This window comes from Wolbachia endosymbiont (group A) of Colletes cunicularius (assembly GCF_964264715.1).
Classification (GTDB): domain Bacteria; phylum Pseudomonadota; class Alphaproteobacteria; order Rickettsiales; family Anaplasmataceae; genus Wolbachia.
Map to the genome: position 1 here is coordinate 848349 of NZ_OZ183471.1, position 16059 is coordinate 864407.

Here is a 16059-nt window from a genome sequence, read left to right on the forward strand (position 1 = left end):
TCCATAGTCATTTTTTTCTCGTCTACTACTTTCAAAACACGTTCCCTCAGATCCTCACTTTGGCATCATTCTACCTTATCTAAAGCCATTTTATACCTTTTTATCCCTTCTGGGGTAACCTTTTTTCAGTTAGCTATATAACCCTAATTATGAATTAACAGACAGTAGAATCGAAAGATTATTACAAGGAAAAGTCTACACAGATCGACCTTTTTGTGAATCTGCGTTTCTGCTTTCTTCAACTTGTTTTGCAAAAGATGTTTCCTGTTTGCTGATATGCTGAAGTGGCTTAGCAATTCCGCGCACAACGGCAGTAACTGCTGCTAAAAATGTTTTTAACAATGCACCTAAAGCTCCACCAACTGCTTCCCTGCCATATATATGAGCTTGCTTTTCGTTATCGTCAGCAGTTTCCCCTGCTCTCCTTCTTGGATCCATCCTATGAGCAATCACCGAAAACAACACTCCCCTGATAGAAGACTTCACTCGTTTTTTTGCTTCATCATCATGTGCTGTTTCATGTCCATGACTTAAGTGTTTAGCGTTCATTAGCTCCTTTTGTTGCTGGGCAAACATGCTACTTAATACTTCTTCTATTGCTTGCTTCCTTCTTTTCTCTCTAACCCTTTTCATAGATTCTGATTTATCGCGAGTATGCTTTGTGGTTTCAAATTCTGCATCAATATCTTCAGACGCAGCCTGACTATATAAAGTCTCTATGAGCCTGTCTATGCTTCGCTTTATTTGCATAGTCCTTTCGTAACTATCCGAATTATCAATTCCTTCGTCGATCTGATTTAAAATATCCTCAAAAGCTTTTAAATAGTCTTGAATATACTGTATCATGTATTGCTTATCTTCCTCTTTGTATTGTTCTTCTTGATTTTGCTGATTTTCATTTTCTAAACTTTTCTCTCTTTTATCATCGTTATTTTCTTCAATATTATCACCGTCTTCCTCGAAAAGGTCTTCGTCGTTCATGATTTTTTTAATTTAGTTAAAATTCTCACCAGTTACTATTGTATATGAAAAAATTAAATTAACATTAATGAAAAGCGTTTACAACTTCAGCACTCGCTAAAATTACAGTAAAACTGTCAAAAGCAGCGGGGTCATAATATCTCTCATACAGTTCAACTGAACACCGTAATCTGATCTTTTCCTTAGTGTTAAAATTAATTTCATAATCATTATTAGAGTTTAATATAGCAGAATTACGTAATAATTCATCAGCTAATACAGAGTCTAAAATTCCATTAATTTTTATCGTAATGTGTCTGCTTCCAGCACAATCGAGCACTTTTCTCCAGCCAAAAGAAGAAATATCTTTCACCTCTTCTCTGTTATTACGCAAAGTAAACCTTAGAGCCTGTCTTCAAACTAAGTAGAAAGGAGTTAAGAAGTGTGTTATAAGATATATTTTAAATGTACCCAAGCGATATAAGTAACAAAGAATGGAAGATAATAGAGCTATATTTTGAACCTAAAAAGACCGGTAGACCAAGAAAACATAGTATTAGAACAATTATTAACGCAATCCGCTATATGATGAGAACAGGATGTCAATGGAGACAACTGCCTAAAGATTTTCCACCATGGAAAACAGTGTATAGTTGTAATTAGCGATTGAAAAAAAGTGGAATATGGCAAGAGATTCATGATTTTCTAGTTAAAAAAGTAAGAGAGATAATTGGTAAGAATGAAACTCCATCAGTGGGAATAATAGATAGCCAATCAGTAAAAACTACTCAAAAAGGGGATCCAGAGGATATGATGCTGGCAAGAAAGTAAAGGGTAGAAAGCGCCACATCGTTGTAGATACTGTAGGTCTTGTAATTGCTGCTGAAGTACAAAGTGCAAGCATTCAGGATCTTGATGGTGCACTAAATCTTTTTGTTCAAGCCAAATGCAAAGCTCCAACATTACATAAGTTTTTTGCTGATCAAGGATACACAGGTAAATTGCAAAACCTCTGCTTATTGGAAACTGGATGTTTATTGACGATTACCAAGAAAATAGTTGATACAGGATTTCAGGTTATTCCCAAACGTTGGATTGTTGAGAGAACCTTTGCTTGGCTCTCCAATTTTAGACGTATGAGTAAGGATTATGAGCATTCTCCTCTCACTTCAAAAAATAACATCTTCTTTAATATGATCACTATTATGCTTCACAAATTAGCTCATTCTTGAGTTTGAAGACAGGCTCTAAGAGGTTCTCACGCAACTCCAGGAGAATTTCGCCGAGTGCAAAATTGGATTGGAAGCCCAGGATGTACGATAGACACAGCAAAATATGTGCCACCAATGCCAGGTGAATTGATGGGTTGCTTGGACTCTTTTGAAAAATTTTTACATGATAGAACATTACCCCCACTTATACATATAGCTCTATGTCATTATCAATTTGAAGCGATTCACCCATTCTTGGACGGTAATGGATGTATTGGACGTTTATTAATAACGTTACTTCTGATCGAAAGAAAATTATTATTATCACCTCTGGTATACTTAAGTGCATTTTTTGAAGCTACAAGAAGTGAGTATTATGACCAACTTTACAATATAAGCAACAGAGGCACGTGGCATGATTGGTTCTCTTATTTCTTAAATGGTGTGTAGTACTGCAATCATTGGATGCATTGTCAAGAGCAGAACGGATTAACATTTTGATTGCAAATTGGCAAACTGAAGTTAGTTCTAAAACTGAAGGAGTTGCGAGTGGTATTGTAAGGTATCTCGCTGTAAACCCTTACTTTACTATAAGGAAAGTGGTTGAAAACTTAGGTGTCGTATTTACAACGGCCCAAAGAGCAATCGTAAAGCTTGAAGATTTAGGCATCGTTTCACAAACTTCTCAAGGAAAGAGAGATCGGGTTTATTGTGCAACTGATCATTTTGAATATTCTAGAAGAACCAACTAAGATTACAGAGAACTTCGATAGCACATTATAGCTATAAAAGCACTTAAATCGGTGAAGAAAAAGGTAGAAAGACACAGAAATTGCTCAATTTGTTTTTGTATCATAAAAATACCCTCCACCTATTTAAATTTTATGTTATTCACATGTACAATATAATCTATAATAACATTGAGTTTATTACCAATACAATATATTAAAAAATATTATGAGCTTTGTGAAAGAAAGAAACACTCCTGTGATGAAGCAATATTTGAACCTGAAAGCTCAATACAAGGATCATCTGCTATTTTATAGGCTAGGAGATTTTTATGAGTTGTTTTTCGATGATGCTATTAAAGCTGCGAAATTGCTGAATATAGTGCTAACCAAGAGGGGCAATTCAAATGGGCAAGAAATACCAATGTGTGGAGTGCCAGCACACAGTAGCGAATCTTACCTACACAAGCTAATAGATTTAGGATTCAAAGTAGCAATCTGTGACCAATTAGAAACTGCTGATGAAGCAAAAAAGAGGGGCTATAAATCCATAGTAAAACGTGATGTAGTACGAGTTGTAACTCCAGGTACAATTATAGAAGATTCGCTACTGGAGGATAAAAGCAATAATTATCTCGCATCCATAGTTGAACAAAATGACGAATATGCTATTAGTTGGCTTGAATTATCAACGGGAAAATTTTTTCACACTTTAACGAATTTGAAAGCTCTAGATAGTGATTTATTGCGTATATCACCAAGAGAATTATTAATTTCTGAAAAATTCACTGAGGACGAAAAAATTAGATCGATTTTAAAAAATTATAAAATATCAATTACACAACACGCACAGAGTTTTTTTGAGTATAGTAAATCTCACAGAACGTTATGCGAGTTTTATAAAATCAGGGAACTTGGGAGTATAGGAAATTTCAGCAAAGTAGAAATCATGGCGTGCGGTGCACTGCTTGAATATGTCAGAGTAACACAAAGGGGCTCCATTCCAAGGCTTGAATTCCCAAAAACCTATAAGCAACAAAATTTCATGCTTATTGATGCTTCAGCAAGGAGAAATCTTGAGTTGTTTTCAACTCAATTTGGTGAAAAGAAAGGTTCACTAATTTCAGTTATTGATCACACAGTTACAGCCTCTGGTGGACGCCTGCTCAAACAAATGCTCGCTTCACCACTTGCTTGCTCTAAGGCAATCAATTTGAGGCTCAGCACCGCTCAATTTTTTGTAAATAATCATGAGCCACGCAGAAAAATACGAGAGATATTATCTAACATTCCGGATATTGAGAGGTCTTTATCGCGCTTAATACTAGGACGTGGTTCACCAAAGGATATGAACCTATTAAAAATAGGCCTAGGAAAAACTTTAGAGTTATCTGAGTTTCTGTCTACCTTGCATAATTATTGTTTAAGTGAAAAACCAGCAATTAACTCTCAGATGTCATTCCAGTGCTTGACTAGAGAAAAGGAACCAGTGTTTACTACTCAGGTGATAAGTAGTGACGAGAGTGAACTAAGCACAATACATAAAAGTCTTGATAATCATAAAGATCTATTCGAGCTTCTAAACAGCGCTACACTTGATAATAACCTCAGTTCCGTGAAAGAAGGGGGATTTATCAATCCAAAATACAACTCAGAATTATCTGAGTTATCTTATATATTGAACAATAGTAACAAGTTGGTAACTAAGCTCCGTGAGTCTTATCGCGACCTAACTGGCATTGCCGCACTCAAAATATTACACAACAATATACTTGGTTATTACGTTGAAGTGTCAGCAAATCACAAAATAACTTCGGACATATTTATTCATAGGCAAAGCTTAGCAAATAGCATGCGCTACACTACTAATGAATTGAAAGAACTAGAAAATAAAATTCTTACTGCACGTGATGCTGCAATCGGCTTAGAAGTGAAAATTTTTAGTGAACTGTGTAGTGAAGTCGCTAAAGAATCTGAAAAAATTGCTCTTGCTGCAAATGCTTTGGCAAAACTTGATATTAGAGCCACGTTTGCGGAGCTTGCAGTGCAAAATAATTACGTAAAACCCATTATCGATGACAGTAAAGAGTTCAATATTCGCAATGGAAGACATCCAGTGGTTGAAGTTAACGATAAATTCATTGCAAATAGCATCAATTTAGCTGGTATACATCTAATTACTGGTCCTAATATGGCTGGAAAAAGCACTTTCTTGAGGCAAAACGCTCTCATTGCAGTTTTAGCTCACATGGGGTCATTTGTGCCAGCAGAGAGTGCGCATATTGGAGTGATTGACAAGATATTTAGCAGGGTTGGTGCAACAGATAATATAACAGCTGGTTATTCTACCTTCATGGTAGAGATGATCGAAACAGCAACGATAGTAAATCAGGCAACAGATCGTTCCTTGGTGATACTTGATGAAATTGGTAGGGGCACAGGAGTGTATGATGGATTATCTATTGCACAGGCAGTGATTGAACATATTCACAATGTAAATAAGTGCCGCGCCATTTTTGCAACTCATTATCATGAATTAACTAAAGTAAGCAAATACTTGAAGAACGTGAAATGTTTTTGTGTAAAAATAAGAGAGTGGAACGGAGAGGTTATCTTTCTACATGAAGTAATTGAAGGCATTGCAGATGAGTCATATGGAATACATGTAGCAAAACTTGCTGGTTTTCCTGATTCTGTTTTAAATAGAGCAAGTGAAGTATTTGAGGAGCTAAAGGCTTAAGAGGAAATTCTGAACTTACCCAGAAAAAGTAGAGAGAACCCTATGATATTATTTTTTGTAACATTGTTATACACGTCATGAAACTGAAGCTATTTATTTATCTTCTCTGTACAGATTAAATGACAAAAAAACTCAACGTATCTGGCGTCTCATGTTTAATTTTTTGCACTATGTGCACTCTATGTCTTTATCAAATTTCTAGGTTTTTACCTATACAAGCTGAAATACGCTTATAACGCGAATTCTGGATTAAGGAAGGAAGAAAGTATAGGAAATAGAAGGCTTTGTGGATTTGATGGAATAGGAAATGAGAGTAGAAAAGATATGAACCAAAAAATTAACAGGGGATCTATGGCGAGTGTGTTCAATTTCTAGTCTATTTTTTAGGTAACCAAAAACAGTCTCAATGATAGACCTTTTTCTCAGTAAAATCTTCTCATTTAGCGAAATCAATGTATTTTTCATACCTTTTTTCACCTTGGTAACAAGTTTCAAACCTCGGTCAAACAGCTTCTGAAAAAGCTCTTTTGCAATATAACCTTTGTCACCAAACAAAAGACCGATTAATTTTTCCGTCAGATTTGGCACAGGTATCCTATCATCAACATTGCCTTTTGTTAGCGTAAGTGCATGAATTTCAACATTTTCATTGATTACCATATGTAATTTGAAACCAAAAAACCAGCCGTAAGTGCTCTTGCTTAATTTTGCAATTCCAGCAAAAACTTTGTTTTTGGATATTCTTTTTGCATGACAAACTGCAATGGGAGTTGTGTCTATATATGAAATTCCAGTGTTTTCTGACTGTCCACAAAGCCAATGCAACAACATTGCTAAATGCCACAAAACCCTAGGCTTTAGAGCAACAAACCTGGTATATGAAGGTAACTTTGGAAACTCTGATTTGTAGAGCAACGTTAGGTAATGTAGATAGAAAGTTTTACACGGAGATTGTTGATATAGCAGGATTATTGTCATGATTTCGGAGTGCTCAATTTCCGTTGTTCTTGTGGGGTTTTTACCATTTGGCAGTAGTTTATCTGCAAAATTTTTCTCTATATCTCTGCAAAAATCATCGACCAAACAAAACAGTTTTGTTATATCTTCCATGGGTAACCTCATCTATTTTTTTATCACTGCTGAGTTTACCCTGTTTTCTTGCCTTTTCTATTCTCCTTTAATCCAGAATTCACGTTTATAGTTCTTTTCATCATATATTCCATTTTTAGACCATAGATCTATTTATAATAGAAAGTTGAATTAGTAAGATAGCAGCTTTTTCTCCTTTTAGATTTATGGGTAATAGTAAGGTTCTGCGAGAGGCTGGCGGGGAAGGTCCGCTGGTCTACTCTCCTACTGAGCGGAAAAAAAGGCAAAGAAACCCCAGGGTAGCTAGTATTCAAATTCTCCCTTGTCTATTTGACGTCTTTTACTGTCTTAAACGCTTTATAAGCGCGTTTCGGCTTGTATAGGTAGAAACCTAAAAGTTTTATAAAGACATGAGGTGCACATAGTGCAAAAAATTAAGCATGATTTACGCCAAATACATTAAGTTTTTTTGTCATTAATCCACTGCAGAGATTGCGAAGATAAATAAATAGCTTCAGCGTTATGATAAGGGGGCTGGCGGAGTTTGTCAAGGAAGTTTTTCGTTTCTATGTTGTCAGCTACTTGCATGACGCCACTTGCCGCCTGTTAATTACAACGTTCGTACAGATGTATGCTTGACATAGGATCCAGAAAATTTAGTTATATATAGGAAAATCTGAGTTAACTACACCAACTCACATTCAGCAAAAAAGAAAGCTATTTCCTTACGAGCATTTTCTGGACTATCCGAGCCGTGAACTCTATTTTCACTAATATCATCAGCAAAATCACCTCTAATTGTGCCCTTATCTGCCTGTTTTGGATCTGTAGCACCCATGATTTGTCTGTATTTACTTACTGCATTTTCACCAACCAAAACTTGAACTATCACAGGACCAGAGGTCATAAATTCCACTAATTCCCCAAAAAAAGGCCTATCTTTATGAATTTCATAAAATAGCTCTGCTTGTTTTTTTGTCAGTAACATCATTTTTTGCGCTATTATCTTTAGCCCAGAGCTTTCAATGTATGAATTTATCTTGCCTGTAATATTATTTTTTACTGAATCAGGTTTTAATATCGAAAGTGTTTTCTCAATTACCATATTATTTCCTTATATAAGATTGTATATTTATAGATTTATTTTATTGTAAATTTTGATTTGATAAAAGTAGTTTTTTATTTATAGTTAAAGATAAACCATCAAGGAGGTATTGCATGGGTGACTGTTGTAAAAAAAATAATAGCACTATTGAACAAACTAAGCCTACCACTGAAAAACAAGCTGAATCTACTACTAAAAAATTAGTAAATAACCTTAAGTCATCAATTTTTTGTGGAACAAAGGGGTTTTTAACTTTTAATTTGGCATTTTTAAGCTATTTGGAATATAGCTTACATCATAATACAGAATTAAAAAAAGGTGCTGCCTTTGCAATGAAAAGGAATACTATTCCATTGCTTGAAATGGCTATCATAGTGCCATTTGTTTGTTTTGCGCTGCCAGTTATGGTAGGCAGTATGAGCCTCATGCAATGCGCACTTTTATGTGCTGCCTTAATGATTGCCACATGTTTTATTGTCAGAACTTTTCATCTGCGTGAGAAGTTAATGGAAAAAATCACTAACCATAGTAGAAAAGAAATAGATGCGGAATTTAAGAAAGATACTATAAAATTTCCTATCTTTGATCAAAATAGAAAACACACCGAGTATAATTCGCCTAACTCAGGGCGACTACTGGATGAAACAAGTAGCACCTCTCTTTTCGTTAAAGTTTTACTTTTTCCCCTCAAGGTTCTTCTGAATGTCCTGCAAAGTTGTATAATGCTATCTTTAGCTGCTGTTGAACTTCTTGAAACGGTACCAAGTCTTTTTGTCGATACATTTTTCGATTGGAACTTCACATCCACCAAGAGTAACCTGAAGAGATCAGGCCACTTATTGTATGCCAGTGTAAGAAATTTAGTGCCTATAACTAAATTTGATGAGTGTGTAGCTAATTTTATAGGCACCCCAGAAGTAACTTGTTGTAGTAGTGCGTAGGTGAAAAAGGCAGTTATCTTATTTAATCTTGGCGGGCCTGATTCACTAAATGCGGTCCGTCCTTTTTTATTCAACCTTTTTTATGACAGGAGAATAATCAATCTACCGAATCCCTTTCGGTTTCTTTTAGCAAAGTTTATATCTGCGAAACGAGAAAATACTGCACGAAAAATATACGAGGAAATTGGAGGTAAATCGCCAATTCTGGAGAATACAAAAATGCAAGCTAATGCTTTAGAACTAAAATTAAATGAAGATAGAAACCATGTACACAAGGTATTCATTTGCATGCGCTATTGGCATCCATTTGCTGACGAAGTTGTTAAAAGTGTAAAACAGTTTGATCCTGATGAAGTAATTTTGCTGCCACTATACCCTCAATATTCAACTACCACAACTTTGTCATCCATCGAAAATTGGCAAAAAAATGCTAAAAAGCACGGCCTAAAATGCAATACAAAAATAATTCATCATTATTATGACAATGAAGACTTTATTGAGGCTCATGCTAACTTGATAGCCAAGTACTACAAATTAGCCAGCAGAATCGATAAGCCAAGAGTCCTATTTTCAGCCCATAGCCTGCCTCTCAGTGTTATTAAAAAAGGCGACCCTTACGCCCTACAGGTAGAAGAAACAGTACAACTAATAGTAAAAAAATTAAATATCAAAGACCTTGATTGGTCAATATGCTATCAGAGCAAAATTGGTCCCGTAAAATGGCTAGAGCCAAGCACTGAAAGTGAGCTATTACGCGCAAAAGCTGATGGTGTACCTGTAGTTCTATCACCTATATCTTTTGTTTCTGAGCATTCAGAAACTCTAGTTGAACTTGATATAGAATATAAAGCAATTATCAAAGATGGATATTATTTTCGCGTACCAACTCTCAGTATTGATTCCTTGTTTATAAAATGCTTAGCCGATTTATGCACAAATCACCCTTAAAGTCCTGATTTATAGGGCTTTTCTTCAAGGCTTTTATGTGATAGAATAAAAGGGAGTTATTATTTTCTTAACTATTTCATGCCAAACAAGCTAAAAAAGAAATCTAACATACTCGCACAAAAGGTGCATGATATTTATGATCATGATTTCAGGAAGGTAATCTGCATCACAACAGGTTTAACAGCCCTATTGTGTAAGATTTCACTGCAATTTTGCTGCGAGTTCATTGACAATAATAGATCCAATATCTTTCTTATACGGAATGTTGCTCGACTAGTAAAGTTTCCGACATCTATTCTATATATTGCCCATTCTGCATTTACTCTACAGGATCTAATTAAGGATTACAGAAACCCTGAGAGTAAAAAAGAGCTGGCAAAAGTTGTGGGTAAATCGGCTAATCTTGCAAGCAGCATCATAGAAGCATTGATGATGTTGAAAGTCATCCATTTTTTTACTAGGGGTAATGCAGACGTAATAAGTCACATTCACTTAACATCAACGATCCTATTTCTGTTTATTTCGGAACCTATAAGCTACTATTATTCATGGAGAAAATACTTAGATAATAAGGATCCTGAAAAGTCTGCTAAGTGTAAGAAGGACCTTATTATCAGCACATTAACTTTGTCATTAGGTTTGTTAAACTTCATATTAAAAAGAATGGAGACTGCAACCATACCAATAAACTTAGGTAATGGTATAATCTATAATTTCAACTTAAGCGTAACAGTTAGCATAATATATAGTGCAGTATTTCTGGCAGTTCAGTTTGACAAATTGTTTCAACAACCTGTCAATGATGATCCTTCCACTGAACTTGATAATGCTGGCCATAACCATATTCAGCCCGGTAATGATGATAATGATCTGCCCGATGGCAACGCTGTGGGAATGTAAGGGTTAGAGGTGAAAAGATTTTATTTCTACTGCCAACGCTAGTACTGCTAATTTGCCAACAATACTCCAAAGTGACAGAATTTTACCTTCCACAACCTGGCTAACATCATGAAACTCACAGTCAGTGGCATTCAAGCTAGAATATACATCTTTCCTGCTATTACATCGGTATAAGTAACATGTTGGAGTATCTCCTATATAGTATATTAGCGGTTCTGCAGAACTGCTTTTAAATATGTCAATGGTTGGTACACCTTCTTGTATAATAACGCTATTGATTGCTATTCCTTCTTTTATCTTTTTCATTTTATGACGCTTTTTTTTATTGAGATTTAATATTTCCTCTCCACTTGTTGCTGTTATAATGCCCATCCCATATGTGCCATTGCTTGCTTTGATAAAAACGTAAGGTTGTGTTTTTATTTCATATTCCTCATATTTTTTTTGCACTAGAGATAATATTTGGTCAACTTTAGTCGCTACTGCTCCTAGTGATGAATCATCATTAAAGTCAACTCCATTACAGCTTTCTGTAAGCACAGAAATAAGCCATGGGTCCATTTTAAATTCGCTACAAAATTCGGACGCTAATTCTTGATAGATTTCAAAATACTTAAATTTCTGTCTGCTATGCCAACCGTATAGTGGGCTTGGTACCATATCTTGCTTTACGTCTTTTAGCGTGTCTGGAATGTGGCTCGTCATATCACGATTCAGTATAATAACATCAGGCACAAATCCTGAAGTTGTCTTTAGCAGAGAGTTTTCTTTCACGATAGTTTCATATGGTTCTATTAAATTATATGCTTCGTTGTGAAAGAGGCCAATTCTAGTTTCAAAACCTGCGAGCTGCAGTACTTTCTCTATAACAAATACGTTTTCTATATACATTTTATTTCGTGTGTAATTCTCCGGTATTATAAGAGTCTTTTTATATTGTTTTGTTTCAAAATAACTTTTTATTAGTTTTGCTGCTGTTGCTCTTGATGTCTCACTTAGATTGTTGAACCCTGCAGGAAATAAATTAGCGTCCACTGGGGCAATTTTGTAGCTGGAGTTTCTAAGATCTATAGAGCTATAAAATGGCAATGTAAGGCCGTTAAATTTTGCCTCAAACCAATTATTTATACTTTTTTCCAAATCTGGGTGAATTATGTTTTGCATCTACACTTTAAATGTTATAAGGAAGGTATTATATTATAAGCTATAATTAAACATATTTAGCAAATTTGACTAAAGATTAAAGTATAATGAGATTCTTATTTAAAATAATAGAAAAATGATTCAACACGATAACAGTAAAATGTATGGAACTACTATACTGTCAATTAGAAAAGATAAAAGCGTAGTAGTAATAGGTGATGGACAGGTTTCACTGGGCCACACTGTTATAAAATCCGGAGCAAAAAAAGTTAGGCGTCTTTCTAGTGATTCTGTAATTGCCGGTTTTGCTGGAGCAACAGCCGATGCATTTACTCTCTTTGAAAGACTAGAATCTAAACTTGACAAGCACCCAGGGCAATTAATGAGAGCATGTGTTGAACTTGCAAAAGACTGGAGGATGGATAAATATCTAAGAAAATTAGAGGCTATGATGATTGTTGCAGATAAATCTATTTCATTAGTAATTACGGGAACAGGTGATGTTCTTGAACCTGAAGATGGAATCGCAGCTATTGGCTCTGGGGGAAATTTTGCTCTATCTGCAGCAAGAGCTTTAATTGACATTAAAGGAATATCAATAGAAGAGATTGCAAAAAAGGCTATGAAGATAGCTGGCGATATATGTGTTTATACAAATCATAATGTAGTTATTGAAAAGATAGAGGAGTGATATGTCTTCCAAGCAAAAAACTTTGTGCACTAATTTTTCCAATCAGCCTATAACCCTTTCAGAAGGGCGGCCTTGTAGTAGTGACACCTATGATGAAAAAAATGACCTCTATAAAGATACTAAGAGTGGTTTTGATTCAAATGACAGCGATATTCAAGTTAATGACAGTACTCAAGTTTTGTTAGATGACCTGCCACCACAGAAGATAGTTAAAGAATTAGATAGATTCATAATCGGACAGGATGATGCAAAGCGTGCTGTTGCTATTGCGCTCAGAAATCGTTGGCGTCGCAATCAGGTTCCATTTCCATTGCGTGATGAAATCATACCTAAGAATATATTGATGATCGGTCATACAGGGGTTGGTAAAACTGAAATAGCTCGCCGCTTAGCAAAACTTGCCGGTGCACCGTTCATAAAAATTGAGGCAACGAAGTTTACTGAAATAGGATACGTTGGACGTGACGTTGATTCGATAATACGTGATTTAGTTGATGCAGCAATAGTTTTAGTTAAAGAGAAAGCCCGTAAAGCCTTAGCTAACAAGGCTTTAATTTTAGCTGAGAAAACAATAGTAAACTCTATGGTAGGCGAAAATGCAACCGAAGAGAGTAAAAAAATTTTTAGAGAAAGGTTGAGGAATAAAGAGTTTGAGGACGGAGAAGTTTCTATTAACGTCAGAGAGAGCAAGAGTATGTTACCTACTTTCGATATACCAGGCATGCCAGGTGGGCAAGTTGGTGTGATGAATGTAACAGAAATAGTGGGCAAGATGTTTAACGGGAACAAAAAAACAAAAACTATTACGGTGAAGGTAAAAGAAGCGCGTGAAATATTAATTAATAAAGAAAGTGAAAGGCTAATGGATGAAGATAAGATAATCAAAGAAGCCATTGATCTTGTTAGTAATGACGGTATAGTATTTTTGGATGAAATAGACAAAATTGCAGCGCGTACAGAAGTAAAAGGTGAAGTAAACAGAGAAGGAGTGCAACGCGATCTGTTACCACTACTTGAAGGAACAACTGTTACAACTAAGTATGGCCATGTAAAAACAGACTATATATTATTTATTGCATCTGGTGCTTTTCATCAGTCTAAACCATCTGACCTCTTACCGGAATTACAGGGCAGATTACCGATCAGGGTAGAACTTAAGGCACTTACTCAAGAGGACTTAATAAGAATATTAAAGGAACCAGAATCTAGTTTGTTAAAGCAGTACATAGCTTTAATGAAAACAGAAAATGTGACGCTTGAGTTCACTGATGATGGTATAAAAACCATAGCTGAAATAGCGTTTACAGTTAATAGGCAAGTGGAAAATATAGGCGCAAGAAGGCTTCACACTATCATGGAGAAGCTTTTAGATGAAATAAGTTTCATTGCTTCTGAGAAAAATAGCGAAAAGTTCATTATAGACAGCAAGTATGTAAAAGATAAACTTGAGTCAATTTCGAAGCAGCTTGATTTATCTAAGTTTATACTTTAGGAAAAACAAAAAGCCTACTTTAAGTAGTATAGAGAGTGTTCAGAAGGTCGTATCCTTTCAGCAGAGTGGTTTAAGAAACAATAGATAGGAGATTTTGGAAAGGGTTTAGCCCATTTTGTTTCCATGTTAAGTATAATGAAATTATCCGCTCAAGGAATGTGTTTCTCCGCTTTGATTGTGTAAAATATGAATTTTTGCGATGAACAACGTAGTGTCGTATCTGTTGCTCAGCACGGTTATTTGTCAGCGGAATATTTTCTGGGTCATCTAAAGGAGAGTAGACCAGCGGACCTTCCCCGCCAGCCTCTCGCAGAACCTTACTATTACCCATAAATCTATAGCTAACCGAAATAAGGTTTCCTCAAAGGAGTGTAAAAAGGTATAATACTGCTTTAATTAAGGTAGAATGATGGCAAAGCCATATAGTGAGGACCTGAGGGAACGAGTTTTAAAAGTGGTTGACGAGAAAAAAATGACTATGGAAGAAGTAAGCAAGATGTTCAAAATTGATAGAAAAACTATATACTGGTGGAGGAAAAGAAGAGAAGAAACAGGAAGTATAAAACCGTCTTCAGGCTACCAAAAGGGACATAGTCATAAAATTAAATACTTAGATGGCTTTGTCAAATTTCTGGATGAAAACCGAGATATTACGGTTGAAAAAATAATTGAAAAATTTGGCAACATGTGCAAAGACACAGTCTACAATTATCTTAAAAAAGTAAACTATACATATAAAAAAAACTTTTCTTTATCAGGAAAGGAATGAAGAGAAACGCAAGGAGTTCATAAAAAAAATAGAAGGAATAGAAAAAGAAAACTTGATATTCATAGATGACTCTGGAGTAGAAGACAACAGATTTTATGAATATGGGTGGTCTCAAAAAGGCAAGAGGTTATTTGCCGATAAACCAGGGTTTAAAAGAAAGAGGGTAAGCATAATAGGAGCACTAAATGAGGGAAAAGTTAAAGCTTCCTGGGTAATTGAGGGCTACTGCAACAGCGAGATTTTTGATGCTTATGTAGAAAATATACTTGTTCCTATATTAAAACCTGGACAGACTATTGTTCTCGATAATGCAAGCTTTCATAAATCTGCAAGAACGAAAAATTTGATAGAAAATGTTGGGTGTAAAATTTTGTTCTTGCCGCCATACTCACCGGATTTAAATCCGATTGAGAAGTTCTGGTTTGCCATTAAGCATGCCATAAGAAAAGTGCTGCCAAGCTTTTGGCCCAATATTAATTCGGCTATTGATTTTGTCTTTCAGCTCTCGGGGAAATCTTACTTCGGTTAGCTATAAAAGGAGAAAAAGCTGCTATCTTAGAGCCTGTCTTCAAACTCAAGAATGAGCTAATTTGTGAAGCATAATAGTGATCATATTAAAGAAGATGTTATTTTTTGAAGTGAGAGGAGAATGCTCATAATCCTTACTCATACGTCTAAAATTGGAGAGCCAAGCAAAGGTTCTCTCAACAATCCAACGTTTGGGAATAACCTGAAATCCTGTATCAACTATTTTCTTGGTAATCGTCAATAAACATCCAGTTTCCAATAAGCAGAGGTTTTGCAATTTACCTGTGTATCCTTGATCAGCAAAAAACTTATGTAATGTTGGAGCTTTGCATTTGGCTTGAACAAAAAGATTTAGTGCACCATCAAGATCCTGAATGCTTGCACTTTGTACTTCAGCAGCAATTACAAGACCTACAGTATCTACAACGATGTGGCGCTTTCTACCCTTTACTTTCTTGCCAGCATCATATCCTCTGGATCCCCTTTTTGAGTAGTTTTTACTGATTGGCTATCTATTATTCCCACTGATGGAGTTTCATTCTTACCAATTATCTCTCTTACTTTTTTAACTAGAAAATCATGAATCTCTTGCCATATTCCACTTTTTTTCAATCGCTAATTACAACTATACACTGTTTTCCATGGTGGAAAATCTTTAGGCAGTTGTCTCCATTGACATCCTGTTCTCATCATATAGCGGATTGCGTTAATAATTGTTCTAATACTATGTTTTCTTGGTCTGCCGGTCTTTTTAGGTTCAAAATATAGCTCTATTATCTTCCATTCTTTGTCACTTATATCGCTTGGGTACATT

20 protein-coding genes and 2 pseudogenes are annotated in these 16059 nt (G+C 35.4%); 13 read left to right on the top strand and 9 right to left on the bottom strand.

Annotated features, from left to right (window positions below; genetic code table 11):
• Positions 1 to 195 precede the first annotated feature (195 nt).
• Positions 196 to 981 (bottom strand): hypothetical protein, encoded by a 786-nt coding sequence (locus ACFELZ_RS05015; protein WP_375315828.1) that lies wholly within the window; start codon positions 979 to 981, stop codon positions 196 to 198.
• Positions 982 to 1045: 64 nt separating this feature from the next.
• Positions 1046 to 1366 (bottom strand): annotated as a pseudogene (locus ACFELZ_RS05020) (hypothetical protein); the annotation flags it as partial.
• Positions 1367 to 1425: 59 nt separating this feature from the next.
• On the opposite strand from ACFELZ_RS05020, the gene ACFELZ_RS05025 reads away from it, so the two are divergent.
• From ACFELZ_RS05025 to mutS, 6 genes are all read left to right on the top strand, one after another.
• A complete protein-coding gene (locus ACFELZ_RS05025; RefSeq protein WP_375315780.1) occupies positions 1426 to 1623 on the top strand; it encodes a transposase in 198 nt (65 codons plus the stop codon).
• Between the two features lie 3 nt (positions 1624 to 1626).
• Positions 1627 to 1791, top strand: coding sequence for a hypothetical protein (locus ACFELZ_RS05030; protein WP_375315781.1), 165 nt, complete (start codon positions 1627 to 1629; stop codon positions 1789 to 1791).
• A 17-nt stretch (positions 1792 to 1808) separates the two neighbouring features.
• Positions 1809 to 2192, top strand: coding sequence for a transposase (locus ACFELZ_RS05035; RefSeq protein ID WP_375316621.1), 384 nt, complete (start codon positions 1809 to 1811; stop codon positions 2190 to 2192).
• A gap of 54 nt (positions 2193 to 2246) precedes the next feature.
• Positions 2247 to 2621 (top strand): Fic family protein, encoded by a 375-nt coding sequence (locus ACFELZ_RS05040; protein WP_375315829.1) that lies wholly within the window; start codon positions 2247 to 2249, stop codon positions 2619 to 2621.
• A 20-nt stretch (positions 2622 to 2641) separates the two neighbouring features.
• Entirely contained in the window at positions 2642 to 2923 is a 282-nt protein-coding gene (locus ACFELZ_RS05045; RefSeq protein WP_375315830.1) for a hypothetical protein, read from the top strand.
• A gap of 205 nt (positions 2924 to 3128) precedes the next feature.
• Positions 3129 to 5639, top strand: a complete 2511-nt coding sequence (gene mutS / locus ACFELZ_RS05050; RefSeq protein ID WP_375315831.1) for a DNA mismatch repair protein MutS — start codon at positions 3129 to 3131, stop codon at positions 5637 to 5639.
• 249 nt (positions 5640 to 5888) lie between these two features.
• Here mutS and ACFELZ_RS05055 read toward each other — a convergent pair whose 3' ends face one another.
• Both ACFELZ_RS05055 and ndk read right to left on the bottom strand, forming a co-directional pair.
• Positions 5889 to 6749 (bottom strand): IS982 family transposase, encoded by an 861-nt coding sequence (locus ACFELZ_RS05055; RefSeq protein ID WP_375315786.1) that lies wholly within the window; start codon positions 6747 to 6749, stop codon positions 5889 to 5891.
• A 664-nt stretch (positions 6750 to 7413) separates the two neighbouring features.
• On the bottom strand, positions 7414 to 7833 hold the full coding sequence (gene ndk, locus ACFELZ_RS05060) for a nucleoside-diphosphate kinase (protein WP_375315832.1): 420 nt from the start codon (positions 7831 to 7833) through the stop codon (positions 7414 to 7416).
• A gap of 113 nt (positions 7834 to 7946) precedes the next feature.
• Here ndk and ACFELZ_RS05065 point away from each other — a divergent pair, with 113 nt between their 5' ends.
• The 3 genes from ACFELZ_RS05065 to ACFELZ_RS05075 all read left to right on the top strand — a co-directional run bounded on the left by ACFELZ_RS05065 (position 7947) and on the right by ACFELZ_RS05075 (position 10622).
• Positions 7947 to 8774: a hypothetical protein gene (locus tag ACFELZ_RS05065; protein ID WP_375315833.1), complete on the top strand. Its 828-nt coding sequence runs from the start codon at positions 7947 to 7949 to the stop codon at positions 8772 to 8774.
• Complete coding sequence (gene hemH, locus ACFELZ_RS05070) at positions 8775 to 9722, top strand: ferrochelatase (RefSeq protein ID WP_375315834.1); 948 nt, start codon at positions 8775 to 8777, stop codon at positions 9720 to 9722.
• 78 nt (positions 9723 to 9800) lie between these two features.
• Positions 9801 to 10622 carry a hypothetical protein gene (locus ACFELZ_RS05075; RefSeq protein ID WP_375315835.1) on the top strand — a complete coding sequence of 274 codons (822 nt, stop codon included), beginning with the start codon at positions 9801 to 9803 and terminating at the stop codon, positions 10620 to 10622.
• A gap of 3 nt (positions 10623 to 10625) precedes the next feature.
• Here ACFELZ_RS05075 and gshA read toward each other — a convergent pair whose 3' ends face one another.
• The gene (gshA, locus tag ACFELZ_RS05080) at positions 10626 to 11786 is read right to left on the bottom strand and encodes a glutamate--cysteine ligase (protein ID WP_375315836.1); all 1161 of its coding nucleotides are present in this window, start codon (positions 11784 to 11786) and stop codon (positions 10626 to 10628) included.
• Between the two features lie 115 nt (positions 11787 to 11901).
• On the opposite strand from gshA, the gene hslV reads away from it, so the two are divergent.
• Together hslV and hslU are read left to right on the top strand one after the other, a co-directional pair.
• Positions 11902 to 12456 carry an ATP-dependent protease subunit HslV gene (gene hslV, locus ACFELZ_RS05085; protein WP_375315837.1) on the top strand — a complete coding sequence of 185 codons (555 nt, stop codon included), beginning with the start codon at positions 11902 to 11904 and terminating at the stop codon, positions 12454 to 12456.
• Between the two features lies 1 nt (position 12457).
• Positions 12458 to 13948: an ATP-dependent protease ATPase subunit HslU gene (hslU, locus tag ACFELZ_RS05090; RefSeq protein WP_375315838.1), complete on the top strand. Its 1491-nt coding sequence runs from the start codon at positions 12458 to 12460 to the stop codon at positions 13946 to 13948.
• A 70-nt stretch (positions 13949 to 14018) separates the two neighbouring features.
• On the opposite strand, the pseudogene ACFELZ_RS05095 reads toward hslU, so the two are convergent.
• Positions 14019 to 14222: pseudogene (locus tag ACFELZ_RS05095) on the bottom strand (IS66 family transposase); the annotation flags it as partial.
• Positions 14223 to 14354: 132 nt separating this feature from the next.
• Between ACFELZ_RS05095 and ACFELZ_RS05100 the strand changes: the two are divergent.
• The gene (locus tag ACFELZ_RS05100; protein ID WP_375315839.1) at positions 14355 to 14717 is read left to right on the top strand and encodes a helix-turn-helix domain-containing protein; all 363 of its coding nucleotides are present in this window, start codon (positions 14355 to 14357) and stop codon (positions 14715 to 14717) included.
• Positions 14718 to 14736: 19 nt separating this feature from the next.
• Positions 14737 to 15246, top strand: coding sequence for an IS630 family transposase (locus ACFELZ_RS05105; protein ID WP_375316654.1), 510 nt, complete (start codon positions 14737 to 14739; stop codon positions 15244 to 15246).
• A 45-nt stretch (positions 15247 to 15291) separates the two neighbouring features.
• Here the strand turns inward: ACFELZ_RS05105 and ACFELZ_RS05110 are convergent, their stop codons facing one another.
• Genes ACFELZ_RS05110 through ACFELZ_RS05120 form a run of 3 tightly spaced genes read right to left on the bottom strand, consistent with a single transcriptional unit; the run spans position 15292 to position 16058 of the window.
• Positions 15292 to 15750, bottom strand: a complete 459-nt coding sequence (locus ACFELZ_RS05110) for a transposase (protein WP_375316627.1) — start codon at positions 15748 to 15750, stop codon at positions 15292 to 15294.
• Entirely contained in the window at positions 15693 to 15857 is a 165-nt protein-coding gene (locus ACFELZ_RS05115; RefSeq protein ID WP_375315781.1) for a hypothetical protein, read from the bottom strand. Before ACFELZ_RS05115 ends, ACFELZ_RS05110 begins: the two co-directional genes overlap by 58 nt.
• A gap of 3 nt (positions 15858 to 15860) precedes the next feature.
• Entirely contained in the window at positions 15861 to 16058 is a 198-nt protein-coding gene (locus ACFELZ_RS05120) for a transposase (RefSeq protein WP_375315805.1), read from the bottom strand.
• Between the last annotated feature and the right edge of the window lies 1 nt (position 16059).